This is a genomic window from Pusillimonas sp. (assembly GCF_044464525.1).
GTDB lineage: Bacteria > Pseudomonadota > Gammaproteobacteria > Burkholderiales > Burkholderiaceae_B > Pusillimonas.
The window spans coordinates 35641-56824 of sequence record NZ_JBIQLE010000002.1 but is presented as its reverse complement, the minus strand read 5'-3'; the positions used below and the strand labels follow the sequence as shown (position 1 = coordinate 56824).

The 21184-nt window shown below is 59.9% G+C and carries 22 protein-coding genes; 4 read left to right on the top strand and 18 right to left on the bottom strand.

The window, feature by feature from the left end; translation table 11 throughout:
* Positions 1 to 9 precede the first annotated feature (9 nt).
* Positions 10 to 477, bottom strand: a complete 468-nt coding sequence (locus tag ACIY1O_RS01500) for an SUF system Fe-S cluster assembly regulator (protein ID WP_397473300.1) — start codon at positions 475 to 477, stop codon at positions 10 to 12.
* Between the two features lie 84 nt (positions 478 to 561).
* Positions 562 to 2340, bottom strand: coding sequence for an ABCB family ABC transporter ATP-binding protein/permease (locus tag ACIY1O_RS01495; RefSeq protein WP_397473299.1), 1779 nt, complete (start codon positions 2338 to 2340; stop codon positions 562 to 564).
* Between the two features lie 86 nt (positions 2341 to 2426).
* Between ACIY1O_RS01495 and ACIY1O_RS01490 the strand changes: the two genes are divergently transcribed.
* Positions 2427 to 2942 carry a sigma-70 family RNA polymerase sigma factor gene (locus ACIY1O_RS01490; RefSeq protein ID WP_397473298.1) on the top strand — a complete coding sequence of 172 codons (516 nt, stop codon included), beginning with the start codon at positions 2427 to 2429 and terminating at the stop codon, positions 2940 to 2942.
* The gene (locus tag ACIY1O_RS01485; RefSeq protein ID WP_397473297.1) at positions 2939 to 4069 is read left to right on the top strand and encodes an anti-sigma factor domain-containing protein; all 1131 of its coding nucleotides are present in this window, start codon (positions 2939 to 2941) and stop codon (positions 4067 to 4069) included. The genes ACIY1O_RS01490 and ACIY1O_RS01485 overlap by 4 nt, the downstream gene beginning before the upstream one ends.
* On the opposite strand, the gene ACIY1O_RS01480 is transcribed toward ACIY1O_RS01485, so the two are convergent.
* The 10 genes from ACIY1O_RS01480 to ACIY1O_RS01435 form a co-directional block, all read right to left on the bottom strand.
* Positions 4056 to 4844 (bottom strand): ferritin-like domain-containing protein, encoded by a 789-nt coding sequence (locus tag ACIY1O_RS01480; protein WP_397473296.1) that lies wholly within the window; start codon positions 4842 to 4844, stop codon positions 4056 to 4058. The genes ACIY1O_RS01485 and ACIY1O_RS01480 overlap by 14 nt on opposite strands.
* Positions 4844 to 5239 (bottom strand): MerR family transcriptional regulator, encoded by a 396-nt coding sequence (locus ACIY1O_RS01475; RefSeq protein ID WP_397473295.1) that lies wholly within the window; start codon positions 5237 to 5239, stop codon positions 4844 to 4846. The genes ACIY1O_RS01480 and ACIY1O_RS01475 overlap by 1 nt, the downstream gene beginning before the upstream one ends.
* A gap of 80 nt (positions 5240 to 5319) precedes the next feature.
* On the bottom strand, positions 5320 to 5649 hold the full coding sequence (locus tag ACIY1O_RS01470) for an integration host factor subunit alpha (protein ID WP_397473294.1): 330 nt from the start codon (positions 5647 to 5649) through the stop codon (positions 5320 to 5322).
* A gap of 13 nt (positions 5650 to 5662) precedes the next feature.
* Entirely contained in the window at positions 5663 to 8068 is a 2406-nt protein-coding gene (gene pheT / locus ACIY1O_RS01465) for a phenylalanine--tRNA ligase subunit beta (RefSeq protein ID WP_397473293.1), read from the bottom strand.
* A gap of 46 nt (positions 8069 to 8114) precedes the next feature.
* Positions 8115 to 9137 carry a phenylalanine--tRNA ligase subunit alpha gene (pheS, locus tag ACIY1O_RS01460; protein WP_397473292.1) on the bottom strand — a complete coding sequence of 341 codons (1023 nt, stop codon included), beginning with the start codon at positions 9135 to 9137 and terminating at the stop codon, positions 8115 to 8117.
* 110 nt (positions 9138 to 9247) lie between these two features.
* Complete coding sequence (gene rplT, locus ACIY1O_RS01455) at positions 9248 to 9607, bottom strand: 50S ribosomal protein L20 (RefSeq protein ID WP_397473291.1); 360 nt, start codon at positions 9605 to 9607, stop codon at positions 9248 to 9250.
* Between the two features lie 19 nt (positions 9608 to 9626).
* A complete protein-coding gene (gene rpmI, locus ACIY1O_RS01450; RefSeq protein ID WP_301115696.1) occupies positions 9627 to 9824 on the bottom strand; it encodes a 50S ribosomal protein L35 in 198 nt (65 codons plus the stop codon).
* 319 nt (positions 9825 to 10143) lie between these two features.
* Positions 10144 to 11685, bottom strand: a complete 1542-nt coding sequence (locus tag ACIY1O_RS01445; protein ID WP_397473290.1) for a YifB family Mg chelatase-like AAA ATPase — start codon at positions 11683 to 11685, stop codon at positions 10144 to 10146.
* A 188-nt stretch (positions 11686 to 11873) separates the two neighbouring features.
* On the bottom strand, positions 11874 to 12134 hold the full coding sequence (locus tag ACIY1O_RS01440; RefSeq protein WP_397473289.1) for an accessory factor UbiK family protein: 261 nt from the start codon (positions 12132 to 12134) through the stop codon (positions 11874 to 11876).
* A gap of 204 nt (positions 12135 to 12338) precedes the next feature.
* Entirely contained in the window at positions 12339 to 12746 is a 408-nt protein-coding gene (locus tag ACIY1O_RS01435; protein WP_397473288.1) for a hypothetical protein, read from the bottom strand.
* 571 nt (positions 12747 to 13317) lie between these two features.
* On the opposite strand from ACIY1O_RS01435, the gene ACIY1O_RS01430 reads away from it, so the two are divergent.
* Positions 13318 to 13656 carry a P-II family nitrogen regulator gene (locus tag ACIY1O_RS01430; RefSeq protein ID WP_397473287.1) on the top strand — a complete coding sequence of 113 codons (339 nt, stop codon included), beginning with the start codon at positions 13318 to 13320 and terminating at the stop codon, positions 13654 to 13656.
* A 15-nt stretch (positions 13657 to 13671) separates the two neighbouring features.
* Positions 13672 to 14898, top strand: a complete 1227-nt coding sequence (locus tag ACIY1O_RS01425) for an ammonium transporter (protein WP_397473286.1) — start codon at positions 13672 to 13674, stop codon at positions 14896 to 14898.
* 35 nt (positions 14899 to 14933) lie between these two features.
* Here the strand turns inward: ACIY1O_RS01425 and ptsP are convergent, their stop codons facing one another.
* The 6 genes from ptsP to thrS form a co-directional block, all read right to left on the bottom strand.
* A complete protein-coding gene (ptsP, locus tag ACIY1O_RS01420) occupies positions 14934 to 16691 on the bottom strand; it encodes a phosphoenolpyruvate--protein phosphotransferase (protein WP_397473285.1) in 1758 nt (585 codons plus the stop codon).
* A 21-nt stretch (positions 16692 to 16712) separates the two neighbouring features.
* Positions 16713 to 16985 carry an HPr family phosphocarrier protein gene (locus ACIY1O_RS01415; RefSeq protein WP_397473284.1) on the bottom strand — a complete coding sequence of 91 codons (273 nt, stop codon included), beginning with the start codon at positions 16983 to 16985 and terminating at the stop codon, positions 16713 to 16715.
* Positions 16986 to 17044: 59 nt separating this feature from the next.
* A complete protein-coding gene (locus ACIY1O_RS01410; RefSeq protein ID WP_397473445.1) occupies positions 17045 to 17446 on the bottom strand; it encodes a PTS sugar transporter subunit IIA in 402 nt (133 codons plus the stop codon).
* A 1-nt stretch (position 17447) separates the two neighbouring features.
* Positions 17448 to 18404, bottom strand: coding sequence for a glutathione synthase (gene gshB / locus ACIY1O_RS01405; protein WP_397473283.1), 957 nt, complete (start codon positions 18402 to 18404; stop codon positions 17448 to 17450).
* Positions 18405 to 18466: 62 nt separating this feature from the next.
* The gene (infC, locus tag ACIY1O_RS01400) at positions 18467 to 19015 is read right to left on the bottom strand and encodes a translation initiation factor IF-3 (protein ID WP_397473444.1); all 549 of its coding nucleotides are present in this window, start codon (positions 19013 to 19015) and stop codon (positions 18467 to 18469) included.
* 35 nt (positions 19016 to 19050) lie between these two features.
* Entirely contained in the window at positions 19051 to 20988 is a 1938-nt protein-coding gene (gene thrS, locus ACIY1O_RS01395; protein WP_397473282.1) for a threonine--tRNA ligase, read from the bottom strand.
* Between the last annotated feature and the right edge of the window lie 196 nt (positions 20989 to 21184).

Sequence of the window (21184 nt, the reverse complement as noted above, 5' to 3'; positions counted from 1 at the left end):
CAGTATTCGTCAAGCCGGCGACTGTCTTCGCACGACCGCCTGAGTTCCAATCGTTGCGGCAAGCGTCCCCGGCTGGGGCTTTGCCATGTCTGCCACGGAAACGTCCTCGAGCGTGCGTCTTACAATCGCATTGATGCGTTGCCAGTTATCGCGCAGCGTACATCCGGTTTCGAAATCGCAGCTTCCAGGCATGGACGTACATTCGGTCAGGCCAAACGGCTGCTCGTCGAGGGCGTCGATGACCTGTGCGATCGAGATTTCGGCAGCCGGCCTTCCGAGCGTGTAGCCCCCTTGTACGCCACGGACGCTGCGCACAAGACCTTGCCGCCCCAATAGCTTCAGCACCTTGCTGACAGTAGGCGGGTTAAGGCCCAGGGCCCGAGCCAGCTCGGGCGCACTGCATAGACGATCGGGACAGCCGGCCATATAAGTAAGCACTAAAGTGCCGTAATCCATGATCTTGCTGATGCGCAACATGCGATGGGCTCCAGTCAATTTCCTTTCCAATACAGTACTTTAACGGTACTGTATCAGTCAAGCATGGCCCTACAAGCAATAAGGTTAGTCCTGCGATTGCTGCAAGAGCCACATCTGGGCGTAGCGTCCGCCTTTAAGCAGCAGTTCACGATGAGACCCCTGCTCTATCACCCTTCCGTGATCCAGCACCAGGATTTTGTCGGCGTCGACCACGGTGGAAAGCCGGTGGGCGATGATCAGCGTTGTACGATTACGGGCGATTTGGCGTAACTCATCCTGGATGGCACGCTCTGTTCGCGTGTCAAGCGCGCTGGTCGCTTCGTCGAACACCAGTATCGGCGGATTCTTCAGCAGCGTGCGCGCGATGGCGACGCGCTGCTTCTCGCCTCCGGACAGCTTGAGGCCCCGCTCTCCCACCTGGGTGTCGTATTGTTCAGGCAAGCTCATCACAAAATCGTGAATGCTCGCTGCACGGGCAGCCTCGATAATGTCCTCTTGGCTGGCGCTGGGGTTGCCGTAGGCAATGTTGTACAAGATGGTGTCATTGAACAGCACCGTGTCTTGCGGCACGATCCCGATGTGGCGCCGCAAGCTCGCTTGATCCAGATCACGAACATCGAAGCCGTCGATTTTTACTGCGCCCTCGGCCACATCGTAGAAACGGAATAGCAGTCGCGAGAGCGTCGATTTACCCGCGCCCGAGGCGCCCACCACGGCCAGCGTGTGGCCCGCGGGTATGTCAAAGCTTACGTCAAACAATATCTGCCGGTTCAATTCATAGCCGAAATCCACATGCTCGAACTGCACCGAGGCGTTGCGCGTATTCAGCACCCGAGCCGAGGGCTTGTCGACGACCTCCTGGTTTTTCTCGAGCAGGCCAAACATGCGCTCCATGTCGGCCAGGGCGTGCTTGATCTCCCGATACACGAAACCAAGAAAGTTCAAGGGTGCGTACAGTTGGGTAAGGTAGGCTGAGACCAGCACCACGTCGCCCACCGTCATGGTCTGGTTGACCACGCCGCGGGCCGACAGCCAGAGCAGCGCGGTCACGCCCACGGTGATAATGACCCCCTGGCCCATATTCAGAAAGTTCAGCGACACCTGGTTTTTCACCGCCGATTCCACCCAGCGACCCAGGTTGCGGTCATAGCGATTCAGTTCGTATGACTCGTTGCCGAAATACTTGACCGTTTCGTAATTCAGCAGTGCATCGATGGCCTTGCTGTTGGCTTGGCTATCCAGATCGTTCATGCTGCGTCGATACACCATCCGTTTTTCGGTCACGACCAGGGTGAATACGATGTACGACACAATCGTGCCCAGGGTGACCGCGGCGAACAGGAGGTCATAGCGCCACAGCAGTATGGCCGCGACCATGCTTATTTCAAGCAAGGTCGGCAATACATTGAACACCATGAAATTAAGCAGGAAACCAATCCCCTTGGTGCCTCGCTCGATGTCGCGGCTAAGCCCGCCGGTTTGGCGTTGCATATGAAAACTCATCGACAGCGCGAACAAATGCTTGAACAAGCGCGTGGCAATGCGCCTGATCGACCCCTGCGTGACGCGGGCGAACAGCGCATCGCGAAGCTCGCCGAACACGCTGGTGGCCAACCGTGCGAAGCCATATCCCAGCAGCGCCGCCACCGGCAGCACCATCAAAGTTTGAGGTAGGCTCAGACCATCGACCAGATCCTTTAGAAACAGCGGCGTGATAACGCTGGCTACTTTGGCCGCAATCAGGCAAACCATGGCAAAAATCACGCGCCATTTGAACTGCCATACAAAGGGTAGAAGCGACCGTATCGTTTTGATGTCGTCGCGATTTGCTGGGGCTGGACCCCGATAGTGGATTCTGCTCATGAATGATGTGAAAAGTTACGGGCGGCGCGCGGCTGCGCAGGCAACACCTTATACAATAAACCCGCATTGGAAAAACTGGAGACTACATGTCCGATTCGACCTTCGACTACCAGGACGCACTGGCTTCCTGCGCGCAAGGCGATCCCCAGGCGTTGCAGCGGCTTTACACGCAAGAGGCCCCACGCATGCTGGCGCTGGCCAATATTATGCTGGGCGATCAGGTCGCCGCACAAAATACGGTCCACGACGCCTTCGTGCTGCTCTGGAAAAATGCCGACAGCTATGACCCGCGCACGGGCAGCGCCCGAGCGTGGATATACAGCATTATGCGGTATCGGGCACTGAGCTTATTGCGACGCAGCCCTCCGGCCTTGGGGCCAACTGCCACGCCATCCGCCCTGCCTTTCTATGAAGATGACGCGGCAGGAATTGCGGCCGCCCTGGCCAAGCAACCCGAAAATGCCCGCAAACCCGTGCTTATGGCCTTTTACAACGGCATGAACTACGCCGACATTGCGGCCCGCTTGGGCTGCAGCACCGGCGAACTTCGCAATCGCGTACGCGCCTGCCTGCGTGTCCTGCGGGAGTGCCATCCAGCATGATCTCCACGCACCACAAAGACGATTTCTTCATCGCCGAATACACCTTGGGCTTGCTTGAGCCCGATGACATCGCTCAGGCCCATGCACTGCTTGGCGGGGATGACGAGGCCGTGGTCTGCGCCCTGCAATGGGAGGCCAGGCTTCTTGAGCTGACCGACGCCCTGACCCCGCTTCACCCCCCTCCTCAGTTGCTGGACCGCATCCGCGACACGCTGGCGCTGCCACGAAACACGGCCGCCGCGACGCCCGCAATACCGCCGCGCGGCGCAGCTCCTGCCTCTTCGGTACGGCCTTCAGCGGCCCCCCCCTCCGCGCCTGCCTCCCCGCCGCCGTCGCACTCAGTGTCTCCACTAGCCGCTACACCCGCGCAGTCCGGCGCGAATATCGATTTCGAACCCCGGCTTATTCGCCCCGACAGTGTTTCATCCCCCGAGGCCGCGCCGCCAAAGACAACTGCCGCCTCACAGAAAAACACCGGCCCGGTCGGCTCCACAGCGAAAAGCCGCAGCGAGTCGGCCCTTGGGGCCGTACCGCCCAAGCCGGATACGCCCGCCGAAACGCCCGCCCGTATCCGCACCGCACCGTCCGACCCCACCGAAGCTTTCAGGCGCGAGGCCGCATCGCGCCGACACCCGCGACAGACCTTCTGGCGGAGCCTGTGGTTCTGGCGGCTGTTAAGCGGGGCCCTCGCGGTATTGGCCGTCGTCCTTGTCCTGCCTGAAAACACGTTCAAGCATGACCCCGCCCTAAGCGCCACGCTGCAACCGCCCACGGCGCCCGCACCCACCGTTGTACAAGTGGCGGTGATGCAAGCGCCGGGAACAAGCTCGACGCCGGGCTGGATACTGACGGTCGACAGCCGGCAAAACGTGGTGCTGCAACCGCAGGTGGACATCATCGTGCCAGAGTCCGAGTCTGTGTACTTATGGACTTACAGCGAGAAAATGCCCCGGCCTCGTTTGCTGGGCGTCATAGACCCCACACATTCCTTGACATTGCCCATGGAGGTGACCGGCGAGGTGGCGCCGGGCCAGATATTCGAAATGACTCAAGAGCCCAACCTCGCCGTACCGAGCGAGCCCGAAGGGCCGATTTTGTTCATCGGGCGCACCGTCAGCCTGGGCTGACCGCCTGTTCAAGCAAGGCGTCCAGTTCAGCCTGGCTGAAACCCGCCTCGCGGCGGGCATCCATGTTGAACGGACCGCGCTGGCGCGGAGCGCGGTATTGGCGCGCCAGTTCACGATATTGCGCAACCGGATCCAGGCCTTGTTGCCGGCACAAGTAGCCGTACCACTTGTTGCCGACGGCCACGTGTCCGATTTCGTCGCGCAAGATAATATCCAATATAGCGGCGCCCCCGGCGTCGCCAATGCTCGAAAGCTTCTGGCGTATGGCCGGAGATGCATCCAGGCCGCGCGCCTCGAGAGTGCGCGGCACCAAGGCCAGGCGCGCCAGCAAATCGCCCGATGTGCGTCGCGCCATGTCCCATAGGCCGTCATGGGCGGGAAAATCGCCGTACTCGTGGCCCATGCCACGCAAATGCCCTGCCAACAGTTCGAAGTGATACGCCTCTTCGCGCGCCACCTGAATCCAATCGAGATAGAAGTCTTGGGGCATGCCGCCGAAGCGCCAAACGATATCCAGCGCCAGGTTGATGGCGTTGAACTCGATATGGACCAGGGAATGGATCAGGGCGGCGCGCCCCGACGGCGAATTCATGGAGCGCTGCTTGACCTGGAACGGGCCAACCAGTTCGGGCCGATCAGGCCTGCCGGGTATGCCCGCGGGCTCGGGGCTTTGCCAAGTGACGTCCAGCGCCATGCCGGGTTCAAGCGCGGCAACCGCCGCAAGCTTTTCGTGGGGCGCCGTGCAGCGCAGCGCCGCCAGGGCCTGGCGACGCATCACTGGTCGCCGGCCATATCACCCAGCGCCTTGGCCAGGTCGTCGCGTGCGGCCTGCAGTTCGGTACGAAGCATCTGCAATTCGTGCCCGCTAAGACGTACGGCGGCCTCTTGGTCGAACGGAGCCTGTGCGTCGCCCAGGCGGTTGCGGGCGCCGCTTATGGTAAAGCCTTGTTCATACAGCAGGTCGCGTATGCGCCGAATGAGCAAGACTTCGTGGTGCTGATAATAGCGACGATTGCCGCGCCGCTTGACCGGCTTGAGTTGCGTGAACTCCTGTTCCCAATATCGCAGTACATGCGGCTTGACGCAACACAACTCGCTGACCTCACCGATGGTGAAATAGCGCTTGGCCGGAATAGGCGGCAACGTAACGGAGGTTTCAGTGGGACTCATGGACGAACGTTATAGTGTTTGATGACTGGGTCCGATGGGCGGATAAACGGCCCGGACCGGAATACGTGTCGTGGCCGGCCCTAATCGGACCGCTGTTCCGCCATCGGAGCCCCGGCCTGTTCGACCGCGCCTTTGAGCTTCTGGCTCGCATGAAACGTGACCACGCGTCGCGCCTCGATGGGAATCACTTCACCTGTCTTGGGGTTGCGCCCTGGGCGCGGAGGCTTGTCGCGCACCTGAAAGTTACCGAACCCTGAAAGCTTGACTGCCGTGCCTCGCGCCAGGCATTCGCGGATTTCTTCGAAGAAGGTATCGACAAGATCTTTGGCTTCACGTTTGTTCAGCCCCACCCGCTCGAAGAGCAGCTCGGCCAGCTCGGCCTTGGTCAAGGTACGCGAGTCTGAATTCATGTTGGTTAACTCCTTAAGCGCGCTGGCGCGCACCATGGGTATCGACGAGGGCCTGCAACAGCCGGTTCACGCATTGCTCGACCCTGGCATCGTCCAGGGTGACCTGGTCGTCTTGCAGACGGAAATGCAGCGCCATGCTTTTGTCGCCGCCGCCCGACGGATCGCGCCATACATCGAACAGCCCGATATGCTTAACAATGCCAAGAGTAGCATCAGATTCAATGGTTTGGGTAAGCGTGTCGAGTAAATCCTGATACAAGACGTTGGCCCCCACCCATACGGCCAGGTCACGCACGACCACAGGCTGGCGCGAAAGTTCGCGGGGGTTGGGCAGCGGCACAGTGTCGATGGCGTCGACATCCAGCTCGAACACCACTGGCGGATGAGCCAGGTCGGCTTCTCGCGCCAGGCGTGGATGCAGTTCTCCGATCCAGCCTACAGGTTGGCCATGCAGCTCAAGCCGGGCGCTGCGACCCGGATGCAGGGCCGGATATTCGGCGGCGACACAACGCAGCTGCGCCGCTTTTTTCCCCAACAGGCTTTCCACGTCTTTTTTCACATCGTAGAAATCGACCTGGCGCGCCGGCACGCCCCACTGCTCTTCCACGGCCGGCCCCCAGGCCGCGCCCGCGAGACGCTGGGGCTGGGCGACGCCCGCAACGCTCAGGTCGCCCTTTAGGACCGAAGCGTCGCGATAAAAGGCACGCCCAAGTTCAAACATGCGCACCCGCGACTGTTTATGGTTCGCGTTGTGCCGGATATTGTCCACCAGGCCGGCGATCAGGCTGGACCTCATGACGGCCAGTTGGCTGGCAATGGGATTGAGCAGTCGGATGGGATCGTTATTGCCCGCGTAATCGCTTTCCCAGCTTTCTTGCACGAACGAAAAATTGATGACTTCTTGATAATCCATGGCGGCCATGGCATGACGCAGCGCATGGGGTCCGCGCAGGGCTTCGGGGTCGACCCGCATTGCGGCACGCGCCCGCGGAGGTTGATCAGGCAGGCGTTCGAAGCCGTAAATGCGCGCAACCTCTTCGATCAGGTCTTCTTCTATCTCAATGTCGAAACGATATGATGGAGGCGACACGCTGAACACGCCATCGTTGAGCTTCCAGGCCAGATCAAGGCTGTCGAAAATGCGCTCGACCTCAGCTTGCTCAACAGGGACGCCCAGCACTCGATGACAACGATCCAGGCGCATCCGTACCGGCTTGCGCTCGGGCAGATTCACTTGCTGATCATCGATCGGACCGGCTTGGCCGCCGCAAATGTCAAGAATGAGATTGGTGATGCGCTCGAGATCGCGCACGACATTCTGAAAATCGACGCCGCGCTCGAACCGATGACTGGCTTCCGAGCCGAATTTATAGCGGCGCGCTTTACCCATGATGGCGTCCGGCCACCAAAACGCAGCCTCTACATAGATGTCGGTGGTGTCCAGCGTGACGGCTGACGCTTCGCCGCCCATGATGCCCGCCATGCTTTCGACGATGTCGCCGGCCGCGATGATGCCGACGTCGGGCGCAAGATCAACCGTCTGGCCATTTAGCAGTTCGAGCTTTTCGCCTTCTTTGGCCCAGCGCACCGTCAGGCCGCTCTGAATTCGATTCAAGTCAAAGACATGGGTGGGGCGTCCAAGTTCCAGCATCAGGTAGTTGGAGACGTCAACCAAGGCCGATACCGAGCGCTGGCCGGCCCGTTCGAGGCGCGAGACCATCCAGTCGGGCGTCTTGGCCTGGGCGTTGACGCCCCGGATGACGCGCCCGCCGAAACGGCCGCACAAATCGGGCGCCTGCACTTCGACCGCAAGGCGGTCTTCTATCTGGACCGGCGCCGAGGCGATCTCGGGCATTGACAAGGGAGCGCCCGTAAGCGCTGCGACCTCGCGCGCCACACCCAGTATGGACAGGCAGTCGGCGCGGTTGGGCGTCATTTTGATCGTGAACAGCGTGTCGTCCAGGTCGAGGGTCTCGCGCAACGACTGCCCCACCGGGGCATCGGCGTGAAGCTCAAGCAAGCCGGCATGATCCTGGGAAAGCCCCAGCTCGCGCGCCGAGCACAGCATGCCGAAGGACTCGACGCCACGCATTTTTGCCTTGCGTATCTTCATTCCGTCGGGCAATACGGCGCCAAGGCGGGCCAAGGGCGCCAGCATGCCGGCGGCGGCGTTGGGCGCACCGCAAACAATTTGCACAAGCTCGCCCGAACCGTCGTCAACACGGCACACGCGCAATTTATCGGCATCCGGGTGCTTTTCGAGCTCGACAATACGAGCGACGACGATGTCGCTGAATGGCGGTGCGACGGGGGTGGTTTCTTCAACCTCGAGCCCCGCCATGGTCAGTCGATGAGATAGCTCATCGGTGGACAGATCGGGGTTCACGAACGTGCGAAGCCAGGATTCCGGGAATTGCATGATGTTTAGTGAGTCCGTTTACAGTCAGCAGGCGTCGATTCGGCGCCTAGCGATTGAATTGACGCAGGAAGCGCAGATCGCCCTCGAAAAACTGGCGCAAGTCGTTGACGCCGTAGCGCAGCATGGTAAGGCGCTCTAGCCCCGAACCGAAGGCAAAACCGATATAGCGCTCGGGATCGAGCCCAAAGTTGCGCACCACTTGGGGATGCACCTGGCCAGAGCCGGAAATTTCAAGCCAGCGGCCCTGGTTCGGCCCCGAGGTGAACATCATGTCGATTTCAGCCGAGGGTTCGGTGAAGGGAAAGAATGAGGGGCGGAAACGCACCGATAGATCATCGGTTTCAAAAAAAGCGCGCAGGAAGTCGGTATACACGCCCTTGAGATCGGCAAAGGAAATGTCCTCGGCGATCCATAGGCCTTCGACCTGATGGAACATGGGCGAATGGGTGGCGTCGCTGTCGACGCGATAGGTGCGCCCAGGCGCAATGACCTTGATGGGCGGCTGGTGCATCCGCGCATAGCGAACCTGCATCGGGCTGGTGTGAGTGCGCAACAACAGTGGCAAGCCTTCGTCGTCTTTCATGTCGACATAGAAGGTGTCTTGCATCGAGCGAGCCGGGTGGTTCTCGGGGTTGTTGAGCGCCGTGAAGTTGGTCCAGTCGTTTTCAATCTCGGGGCCGTCAGCCGTCTCGAATCCAATCGAGGCGAAAATGGCCTGTACCCGCTGCCAGGTCTGGATGACGGGGTGGATGCCGCCGACGGCCCGGCCCCGGCCCGGCAGGGTGACGTCGATGGTTTCAGCCGCCAACCTCTTGTCGAGCTCGGCCTGTGCCAGCTCGGCACGGCGCTGGTTGAGCAATTGCTCTATTTGTTGCTTGACCTGATTGATGCGGCCGCCCTGCTCGCGCTTTTGCTCGGGAGCGAGCTGCGCCAGGCCTTTGAGCAAAGCCGTCAGCGCACCCTGCTTGCCCAGGAATCGCGCCTTGGCGTTCTCGAGCGCCGCCGAGTCGTTGGCTTGAGCAAAGAGTTCTTTTGCCTGAGAGATCAGGTCATCAACCGGTGAAGTCATGGGTCATCGCTTACAAAAGCAAACGGAGCCCAGGGTCGTTGACAGCCTTTGGCGTCAACAGGCCCTAAAGCCCCGTTCGCAGCAACACAATATCGTGATTGAAACGGCTATCAGGCAGCCAATGCGGCTCGCGCCTGAGCAACGACGGCGGCAAAGCCTGCCTTATCGTTCACCGCCATATCGGCGAGCACTTTGCGATCAAGTTCGATAGAGGCTTTTTTGGTACCGGCGATGAACGCACTGTACGTAATACCCAATTCGCGGCAGCCCGCATTAATACGGGTGATCCACAACGCGCGGAAAGTGCGCTTTCTGTTGCGGCGGTCGCGGTAAGCGTACTGGCCGGCCTTCATGACGGCCTGTTTGGCTATCCGGAAGACATTACCGCGGCGACCGCGATAACCTTTGGCAGCACTAATGACTTTTTTGTGACGAGCGCGGGCGGTAACGCCGCGTTTTACGCGTGGCATATTGGTTCTCCGTTAAATATCAAGCGTAAGGCAGCATGGCCTTGACCGACGCGACATCCGCTTTATGCACGGCGGTCGATCCGCGCAACTGGCGTTTGTTCTTGGTCGTTTTTTTGGTGAGGATGTGGCGCTTGAACGCCTGTCCACGCTTGATGGAACCACTACCCCGAACCACGAAACGCTTGGCGGCGCCTCGTTTGGTTTTCATTTTAGGCATGTTGAAACTCTGTTGTGATTTATGACCGCAGGTGGCCGCTTAACGTAAAAGCAACTCTTGTCAAACCCGCAAGGCCGGCCACGTAAAAAAGCGCCGTAAAGGCACCTGTAAACCAGGCCGGCACAAAGCCATTTATTGTTTTCCCCGAAAATAGACGCAAGCCCCTTAAGTGCCATGCATGCTATGCGTGCTATGCACATGTTGTGCTGCAAGGCACATAAGAAGAAAGCGCCAATTCGGAAAAGCCCTTGATTATACGACGCTTTGCAAGTTTGCGCTATTGAAGGCGCTGAAAAACCAGCCCGCGCCCACTACGCAATCACGATATGGGCCGCGTAGCGCCCCACGGCTGGCGATAGCGGGCGGCTTCCGCCAGGCAGTCCTGGGTGATCATATCCTGATCCGACATATCGGCCAAAGTACGTGCCACACGCAATACGCGATGTACGACCCGAGCCGACCAATGCCAGCGTTGCACGGCGTCATGCAGCAAGGACCGGGCTTCATCGGCCAGCACGCAATGATCTTCAATGCCGTCGACGTCCAGCTTGGCGTTCAGGCACGACTGTCTTGCCCATTGCCGGCTACGGCATCGGGCCACCCTAAGCCGGATCGCTTCCGATGGCTCGCCGGGCGGAGCACGAAGCCATTCATCATCAATAGCCGGCAGACTAATGCGCAAGTCGATACGATCAAGCAAGGGCCCCGAGATACGACCACGGTACTTGTCAATGCGTTCAGGCGTGCAGGCGCAGCGCATGCGGGCATGACCCAGCCACCCGCAGGGACAAGGGTTCATCGCTGCCACCAGTTGAAAGTCGGCAGGAAATGTAAGGGTCATGCTTGCCCTGGCGATTGAAACGGCGCCGGTTTCAAGCGGTTCACGCAAGGCCTCCAGCACATGACGCTGGAACTCGGGCAACTCGTCAAGAAAAAGCACGCCATGGTGCGCCAGGCTGATTTCGCCGGGCCTGGGCCGCATGCCGCCACCCACCAGAGCCGGCATCGACGCCGAATGATGCGGAGCCCTGAAGGGCGCCGTCGAACTGAAGCGGGGCTCTTTGCCCCCGACACTGTTCAGTGCGGCCACCTCGAGTGACTGTTGATCTCCCAGCGGCGGCAGCAAGCCTGGCAACCGATGGGCAAGCATGCTCTTGCCCGCCCCCGGCGGGCCCGACATTAGCAGGCTATGGCCCCCGCCGGCGGCAATCTCGAGAGCGCGTCGCGCACTGGCCTGCCCTCGAACCTGCGACATGCACGCCGGCGCTTGGGCTTCAACTTCCTTGGGGCCGGGAAGCGCTGGTTTCAGCGCCTCGCCACCGCAGAAATGCTCGACGACGTCGCGCAAGCAAGCGGCCGCAAGCACCGTGAGCCCCGGCACGTGAGCGGCGCTTGCAGCGCAGGCCGCCGGCAAAACAAGAGTCGCACCAGGAAGGCTTCGCGCCACGGACAGGGCAATGGCAAGTGGAGCGGTGATCGGCACCACCGCACCGGTCAGGGACAGCTCTCCGGCGAACACATAGTTGCCCAGGTCGGGGGCTGTGCCGGGCCCTGAACCCGCATCGGGCGCCGCGATCTGGCCCGACGCAGCCAGTACGCCCAACGCAATGGACAAATCGAAACGGCCTGACTCTTTGGGCAGATCTGCAGGAGCAAGGTTGACCGTGATGCGACCCGGCGGGAACTCATACCCGCTGCTGATTATCGCCGAGCGCACCCTTTCGCGACTTTCCCGCACCCCTGTGTCAGCCAGACCGACCAGACCGAACGAAGGAAGCCCGGCGCCGACGTGCACTTCGACCCGCACCGCAAGCCCCTGGAGCCCGCACAGGGCTTGACTGGCCAATACCGCCAACGACATGGATCACCCCACCGCGTGTTTAACTTGCTCGAGTATGCGTGCTGCACCTGCGAGGGTGAAGCGGCGGGAGACGATTTTGTCCGTTCGTGGAATTATGCAGGCGGGCCTGATCGACGCCGGCGCCCACAGTAGCTAGCCATTACAGGGCGCGTGTTGAAACTGTGCCGGGCAAACCACGAGGCCGAAAGTTATTGCTTGTCTGCGGCACCCAGCTTGACTGAGGTTTCCAGAGCCTGAACTTTGGATTCCAGCACCGAAATGCGAGCCAGTGCACGCTCGAGCAGTTCGGACTGGGTGTCGAATTCTTCGCGCGTAATAAGATCAAGCCTGGAGAACGTCTGCGACATCATGGCCTTGACATTACGCTCGATGTCGGCCGCTGGGCTCTTGGCGATCAGTTCGGAAATATTCTTTTGAAACTCTTCAAAAAAGTCGCTGCGATTGGCCATGGTGTGCTCCGGAAAAAACAATGATTGCTTCAATGCCTCTAGTGTAATGAATTGCGCTCCACGACGGGCCGCAGATCATCGCCTGCAATTCACTATTCGCAAGCCGTCACCGGCACAAGGGCGTGCAAAAGCGGTTGCGCAAAAACCGACGGGCCGCACTACAGCGACCCGTCCGGCTACTCCATTTATCAGGATAAACTGCTTTTACTCCTTGGCAGCATCCGATCCATCACCCACTTTATCCTGGATCGCTGCGTCCGCCCTGGCGGCGGCATCAGCAACCGACTGGCGGGCCCGTTCCGCTGCGTCACCGGCATCGTCCTTAAGCTCTCGGGTTTTGGCGGCGATAGCGTCACCGGTGGAATTCATGGCATCGCCGGCGCTGTCGGCAGCGTCGGATGCCGACCCTTGCGCATCGCTCATCGAGCTGCTCGGTGCGGGGGTAACGGGCGAGCCCGCATCAGGCGTCGTCATGGGATCGGCCGGCGCAGCTGCCGGAGGCATGGTGGAGTCAGGTGGAGGAGCCGTGTCGTCCTCGTTGGAGCATGCGGCCAACAAGCTGACAGACGCGGCCATGGCCACGACGGCAAGATAGGTACGAGTTTTCTTCATGGATTCCTCACTTAGTCCAGAGTCGCGATTTACTTGGAGACTGAGACCCGATGCGACTAACGGTTCAGTAGCGAGCTTGTAACAACTGGCTTGGTTACAAGTCTAGCCACGGACTGGGGAAACCACCTAAAGCTAGTGTAAATCGTGATTACAAGGAAGACAGGCTTAAGCGAGTGGTTTTAAGCGCCAGGCCGCTTTCTCCATACGTTAGCGGCCTCCGCCCTGATTATGGAAGAAATACATCGGGACACAAAAGCCGCCGCCCATCCACCTTTTGTTACTTCAAGTTCCGGCTTCTACAACGAACGGCTGTGTCGCACCATGGTGGCGCCCTCGCACCATCCCGGTGCGTACTGCCTGGCATGATGCCGTGCACAGTGGTGGTTTTCGCCCGCGCTTGTCCAGCTTGAGACGCCTGATTGGCCTGGAACCCCCGCGCGGGCCACTTCCTCGGGGGCAATAGCGGGAGTGGATATCGTTGAACTCCGACGCCCTCGGTTTCGAATGCTTCGCAAAACTGGCATGAATGTTGCGTGATACGGGTGGACACCCTTCTGAAAGGACCACTCGCATGAAACTCATCACCGCCATCATCAAGCCCTTCAAACTGGACGAGGTGCGCGAAGCTCTGGGCGCCATCGGCATTCAGGGTATGACGGTATCCGAAGTCAAGGGCTTCGGCAGACAAAAAGGCCACACCGAGCTTTATCGCGGCGCTGAATACACCGTCGATTTCTTGCCCAAGCTTCGCATCGACATGGCGGTGTCGGAAGCCCTGCTAGAGCAGGCGATCGAAACGCTTTGCACAGCCGCACACACCGGAAAGATCGGCGACGGAAAGATCTTTATCACCCCCCTCGAGCAAGCCGTGCGTATTCGTACCGGCGAGTACGATGACGCTGCCCTATGAACAGGAGACCACACCATGGATAAAGCTGATTTCGTCTGGGTAAGTGTTTCCACCATCCTCGTCCTGCTAATGGTCGTGCCGGGTCTTGCCCTGTTCTACGGCGGGCTGGTGCGTGCCAAGAATGTTCTGTCCGTGCTGACACAGGTGTTGTCTGTTTTTTGCCTGGCCGTCATTGTCTGGTTCTTGTACGGGTACTCGCTTGCCTTCACCGAGGGCAACGCTGTCATTGGGGGATTCTCCCGGGTGCTGTTCACTGGAATGCTCCAACTCGACTCGATGAGCTTCGCGTTGGCGGACGGCATTCCGGAACTCAGCTTCGCCGCCTTCCAGGCGACCTTTGCCGGCATTACGTGCGCTTTGATCGTGGGCGGTTTTGCCGAACGTGCACGCTTCGGCGCGGTGCTGCTGTTTACCGCACTGTGGATGACCTTCGCTTATCTGCCCATCGCGCACATGGTCTGGGCGCCCGGCGGCTGGCTGTTCGAACGCGGCGCCCTGGATTTCGCCGGCGGCACCGTGGTGCACATCAACGCAGGCGTCGCAGGCCTGGTGGGCGCCTACTATATTGGCAGCCGCCTGGGTTATCGGGCAGAGGCCATGCCTCCGCACAGCCTGCCCTTGACCATGATCGGCGCATCGTTGCTGTGGATAGGCTGGTTTGGTTTCAATGCCGGGTCTGCCCTGGGGGCCAACGAAACCGCCGCCCTGGCTTTTTTCAACACCTTGCTGGCGACCGCGGCGGCGGTGCTGGCCTGGTCTGCCGTCGAATGGAAGTCAAAAGGCAGGCCTTCGCTGCTGGGCGCGGTGTCCGGGGCAGTGGCCGGCTTGGTCGGCATCACGCCGGCGGCCGGCCTGGTGGGGCCGATCGGCGCCCTGATCATAGGCGCGTTCACGGGCGCCGCCTGCGTGTGGGGAGTCAACGGACTGAAGCGCTTGCTGCGCGCCGATGACGCCTTGGATGTATTCGGCATTCACGGCGTCGGCGGTATCGTGGGCGCCATGCTGACCGGCCTGTTCAACGCCCAGGCGCTGGGCGGACCAGGTCTGGTGTCACTCAGCCAAGTGCCCTATCAACTGTGGATTCAACTGGAAGGCATACTGATCACCATCGTCTGGTGCGCCATTGTCTCTTGGCTTGCCTACTTTATCGCCGACAAAGCATGCGGCCTGCGGGTTGGCGCCGATGCAGAGCGGCAGGGTCTCGACGTGCACGAACACGGCGAAACGGCCTACCAGCGCTAGAAGCCCAAAGCCGGCGCCACCAGAAACCTGTGGCGTCAGCCTTGCAGCGAGGCCAGGTCAATACGTTCGGCGCGGTTCAGCGCCGACGCGACCTTGACGCGCAGGGCATTCGAGTGGGCCAGACGGATTTCTTTCTTGACATCCAACAGTTGCTGCGGATGCATGGAAAACTCTTTGAGGCCCAGTCCGAGCAGCATGCGGGTCATGCTGGCGTCACCCGCCATTTCGCCGCAAACCGCCACGGGCTTGCCGCCGCGATCGGCGGCATTGATGGTGTGGGAGATCAGCCTTAGCACCGCGGGATGCATTGGATCGTAAAGATCGGCCACCTCGCTGTCTCCGCGGTCGATGGCCAAGGTGTATTGGATAAGGTCGTTGGTGCCGATGGAAAGAAAATCCAGGGCCTCGACAAAAGGCTCGATGGCGATCGCAATAGCGGGGATTTCCACCATGGCGCCCAGGGCGACATCCCTGCCGTAGGGAACGTTGCGCGCATCAAGCTCGCGCCCCGCGGCGACAATTGCCTGCTTCACCGCCCTTACCTCGTCCATGTGCGAAATCATGGGGATAAGGATGCGCACGGGCCCATGTGCCGCGGCCCGCAGCAGCGCACGCAACTGTGTGGCGAAGATTTCCGGATTGGCCAGGCAATACCTGATGGCACGCAAGCCCAGGGCCGGGTTGGTTGCCACGGCAGCGTCGCCGTCCAGGGTCTTGTCGGCGCCGATGTCCAGCGTTCGAATAGTGACAGATCGGCCTTGCATGGCCCGGACCACCGATGCATACGCCTGGTATTGCTCTTCTTCGGTGGGCAGATCTTTGCGGCCCATGAATAGAAACTCGCTGCGGAACAAACCTATGCCGTCGGCGCCGGCCTGCATAGCCGCTTCGGCTTCCTCGGGCAACTCGATATTGGCCTCGAGCTTGACCGGCACGCCGTCCAGCGTCAGCGCCTCGGCGTCGCGCAGCAAGCTTAGCTCGGCGCGAGCATCGGCATATGCGCCTTGACGACGGATGTATTCCTGCAGAACGAAATCAGGCGGGTTGACAATGACCGAACCGGTCATGCCATCGACCACCAATACGTCGCCGTCACGCACCAGGGCGCGTATATTGCCGACCCCGACCACGGCGGGCACGTTCATACTGCGGGCAACGATGGCTGTATGCGAAGTGGCGCCGCCAAGATCGGTCAAGAACCCGCCAAAGCGGGCGCCGCGCAAACGCAGCATGTCCGCCGGCGAAATATCACGCGCGACCACGATTAGCGGCTCGCCCTCATGACCGGCTTCAAGCTGGGGCAGCAAAGTCGTGCTACCCGACAGCACACGGAGCACACGCTCGATGACTTGCCGGATGTCGGCAGCGCGCTCACGCAGGTATTCATCCTCCATGATGGCAAACTGCTCGGCCAACAGTTGGCCTTGAGTGGTCAATGCCCACTCGGCGTTGTATTGCCTTTCGGCGATCAGGTCACAGGTCTGTTGCGCCAGCATGGGATCGTCCAGAAGCATGCTGTGCACGGTAAGCAGAGCCGCCATCTCGCGCGGAGCGTCGGCAGGCAGGTTACGCACCATATTCTGCAGGTCATCGCGGGCATGGGCCAGCGCTGCGATCAGACGCGCGCATTCTTCGGCCACGTCTTCGGGCTGGATCCGATAATGCGCCACTTCGAGGGCGGCGGCCCCCATGACCGCGGCCCTTCCTATGGCGTAACCTTTGACCACGCCCTGGCCACGCATGCAGATCATGGCATTCAATGCTGCGGGTGCGGATTCGGCGGCTGCATTCATGAGCGTCCAATAACTCGCGTTTTACTCGTGTTCACCAAATTTGTTGGCAAACAGAGTCTGTATATCGGCAAGGGCCTGGTCTGCGTTCGGACCTTCAGCATCAACGGTGACCGTCACGCCCAGGCCTGCCGCCAGCATCATCACGCCCATGATGCTTTTGGCGTTGACCCGTTTGCCAGCGCGAGCAATATGAATTTCGCAGTCGTTGAAGCTGGAAGCCAATTGCGTGAGCTTGGCCGCAGCGCGTGCGTGCAACCCTAATTTATTACTGATTATGATATCGACTGCGGGCATGTGTGTTCTGCTTTCAATTTTCGTGGTTGACAACCCGTCGACGAATATACCGGCCGGACTCATGAAAAACAATCGGCGCGCACGACACCCTTCAGGGCGCCCTGGCGCACCTTCTCGCTGAGCTCTTCGGGGTTGTCTTGGTTGTCGGTCAAGGCCTTGATCACCATGCATAAATTGGCCCCGGTTACCAGCGCCACATCCATTCCGCGGTCGGCAAGGTTGCGAACGCTGCGGCTGGCGATATTGAACGGCGTAGCGCCGTAGATATCGCACAGGATCAAGGCCCCGCCGCTTGGGTGTGCTTCGAGCTGTTGTTCAAGTTTCCGCGAGGTTTCTTCCGGAGAGTCGTCGGCCTGAACGTCAAAAACCAGGATATCGGGTTCATGTCCCAAAATATGCGCGGCACACTCGGCAAAGGCACTGCCCAGTGGCGCATGCATGACCAGGGCCAGTCTTACCATGTCAGCCACCCACCGCCTGCTCGAGCGCCGCGGCAAAGGTTTGTGCGACGTCGAAATCGGTCTGTTCCGTAATTTCAACAAAACAGGTCGGGCTTGTGACGTTGACCTCGGTGAGGTAGTCGCCGATGACATCCAGCCCTACCAGCAGCAAGCCGCGTTCGGCCAGCTTGGGGCCAAGCTCGCGGGCGATTTCGATATCTCGTGCGGTAAGCGGCTGGGCGACGCCACGTCCGCCTGCCGCCAAGTTGCCTCGGGTTTCGCCGGCCAACGGAATGCGAGCAAGGGCGTAGGGCACGGGCTCTCCGGCGATGATCAAAATACGCTTGTCGCCGGCGGCTATCTCGGGAATATAGCGCTGCGCCATGATGGTCTGCTGCCCATTGTCGGTCAGTGTCTCGAGGATTGCCCCCAGATTGGGCTCTGCCTTCTGAAGCCGGAAGATGCCAGTGCCGCCCATGCCGTCCAAAGGCTTGACGATGACATCCTGATGCTCGGCATGAAACGCGCGCAGCCGGGTCATGTCGCGCGTTACCAAGGTGGGCGACGTAAACTGGGCAAACTCTGTGATGGCGAGCTTTTCGGGATGGTTGCGTATGGCTGCGCCCGAGTTGAAGACCCGAGCGCCCTGCTTTTGCGCGAACTCGAGCAAATGAGTCGAATAAAGATACTCCATGTCGAACGGAGGGTCTTTACGCATCAACACCGCATCAAAAGCAGTCAGGGGAACGTCTGAATGGGCGCCGTCCCGCCACCAGCCGGACTGGTGAAGGTCGGCGCCCTTGACCAAGTCGATGGCCTGGCTTTGAACCTTGACCACCCCGTCGTCAATGTACAGATCGCCCTGCAGCGCCACACTGAGCGTGTGCTCTTTAGCGGCCAGAGCACGCATCATTGCGACGGACGAATCTTTATAGGCCTTCAGGGAAGGCAAGGGATCGATAACGAACAATACGTGCATAGCGGGCTCTGCATGGGAGCCGGCCGCCGACGCGCGGCGACCGAACTGCACCGTGGTGAAAATCAGGAGGCGGAATCGTTCTGCTTGCTGGGCGCCTTTTTACTGGGCGCCAGCACCATCACCATTTGACGTCCCTCGAGCTTGGGCATGGCCTCGACCTGGATAAGTTCACCCAGATCGTCGCGCACGCGTTCAAGCACGCGCATGCCAAGCTCTTGGTGGGCCATTTCCCGGCCTCGGAATCGCAACGTGACCTTGGCCTTGTCGCCCTCTTCGATGAAGCGGCGCAAATTGCGCAGCTTGACCTGGTAGTCGCCTTCGTCGGTTCCGGGACGGAACTTGACCTCTTTGACCTGGATGGTTTTTTGCTTGGCGCGGGCTTCAGCCTGGCGCTTTTGCTCTTGGTATTTGAATTTGCCGTAGTCCATGAGCCGGCATACAGGCGGCGAGGCGTTGGGCGCGATCTCGACCAAGTCGACTTCGTGTTCTTCTGACAGACTGAGAGCGTCGGGCGTTTTGACTATGCCTAATTGCTCGCCGTCTATGCCTATAAGTCGCACCTCGGGGATACGGATTTCACCATTGATGCGATGTGCTTTATCGGTTGCGATATCTACGACTCCTAAAGTTGATGAAGGGAGCGGCCTTAGGCCGCCCCGACGTTACGTCGGGTGGCAACGTCTTCTGACAGGCGTTGCGAAAACTGTGCCAGGGGCATGCTGCCCAGGTCTCCGCCGGAGCGGACCCGGACTGCGACGGTTGCTGTGTCGCGTTCTTTTTCCCCTACCACCAAAATATAGGGAACTTTTTGCATGCTGTGCTCCCTGATTTTACGGGTGATCTTTTCACCGCGCAAATCCGCACTTGCCCTAAACCCTTGTTTTTTCAGGGTTCGGGCAACTTCGTCGGCATAAGCGGCAAAATGCTCTGAAATACAACACACCACGACCTGCTCGGGCGACAGCCACGGAGGCAACGCGCCGGCATAGTTTTCGAGCAATATGCCAATGAAGCGCTCGAACGAGCCCAGGATCGCCCGATGCAGCATTACAGGGGTCTTGCGCTGGTCATTGGCATCGACATACTCGGCGCCCAGGCGCTGTGGCATGGAAAAGTCGACCTGTATGGTGCCGCACTGCCAATGGCGCCCAATGGCGTCTTTAAGCGTGTATTCGATCTTGGGGCCGTAAAACGCGCCCTCGCCTTCGGAAATCTCGAACTGGCAACCGGTGCGGTTCAGGCTTTCGATCAGGGCCTGCTCGGCCTTGTCCCAGACCTCATCCGAGCCGATTCGTTTTTCGGGCCGGGTGGCCACCTTGTAGAGAATCTCGGTAAAGGCGAAATCAGCATAAACCTTTTGAAGCTGGGCGGTAAAGGCGGCGCACTCGTCTTGCAACTGGTCTTCGGTACAGAAGATGTGGCCGTCGTCTTGGGTAAAGCCCCTTACCCGCATCATGCCGTGCAGCGAGCCCGAGGGCTCGTTGCGGTGACACTGCCCGAACTCGCCGTAACGAATGGGCAGTTCACGGTACGAGTGCAAGCCGGCATTGAAAATTTGCACGTGCCCCGGGCAGTTCATGGGCTTGAGCCCATAACTGCGGTTTTCAGATTCGGTGGTGAAAATATTCTCGGCGTAGTTGTCCCAGTGGCCGGTTTTCTTCCAGAGGGAAAGATCAAGTATCTGCGGCCCCTTCACCTCTTGGTAGCCGTTATCGCGGTACACGCCGCGCATATACTGCTCGACCTGCTGCCAGAGCGTCCAGCCTTTGGGATGCCAGAAAATCAGCCCCGGGGCCTCGTCTTGAAAATGGAAAAGGCCCAGTTCGCGGCCCAGCTTGCGGTGGTCGCGTTTTTCGGCCTCTTCGAGCATGGTCAGATAAGCCGCCTGCTCTTCTTTGGTGGCCCACGCCGTGCCGTAAATACGCTGCAGCATCTCGTTCTTGCTGTCGCCGCGCCAGTAAGCACCGGCCACTTTCATCAGCTTGAACACCTTCAGCTTGCCGGTGGAAGGCACGTGCGGCCCTCGGCACAGGTCGATGAAGTCGCCTTCGCGATATAGGCTGATGGGCTCGTTCGAGGGAATCGACGCGATGATCTCGGCCTTGTAGTCTTCGCCTATGCTTTTGAAATACTCGACGGCGTCATCGCGCAACCATTCTTCGCGCGTGACAATTTCATCTTTGCGCGCCAGTTCGGCCATTTTTTTCTCGATGGCCTGCAGGTCTTCAGGGGTGAATGGGCGCTTATACGAAAAATCGTAGTAAAAGCCGTTGTCGATGACCGGGCCTATGGTGACCTGGGCATCGGGGAAAAGCTCTTTGACGGCGTAGGCCAGCAAATGCGCGGTAGAGTGCCGGATAAGGTCGAGCCCGTCGGCATCCTTGGCGGTAACAATGGAAAGCTCGGCGTCCTGCCCAATGACATAGCTGGTGTCGACAAGCTTTGGCTCTTGGCCGGGCAACTTGACGCGGCCGGCAAGCGCGGCGCGCCCAAGCCCGGCGCCTATCGAACTGGCGACGTCATGGACGGATACCGGGCCGGGAAACTCGCGCCTGGAACCGTCGGGCAGGGTGATTTGAAGCATGGATAATCCTAAAAACAAAAAAACGCGGCCTTTGCCGCGTTTTATGGAACTGCACTACTTGGGTCTGTTGATCGATACGCGGCGACGACTAACAAGCCGTTGTCGTAGTTCGTTCGAGCAAAATATGCATTGGTTTCAGACCCCTGTTCATGAGCTACCTAGTGTAACACTTAACGCATTCTTCCACCCTAAAACC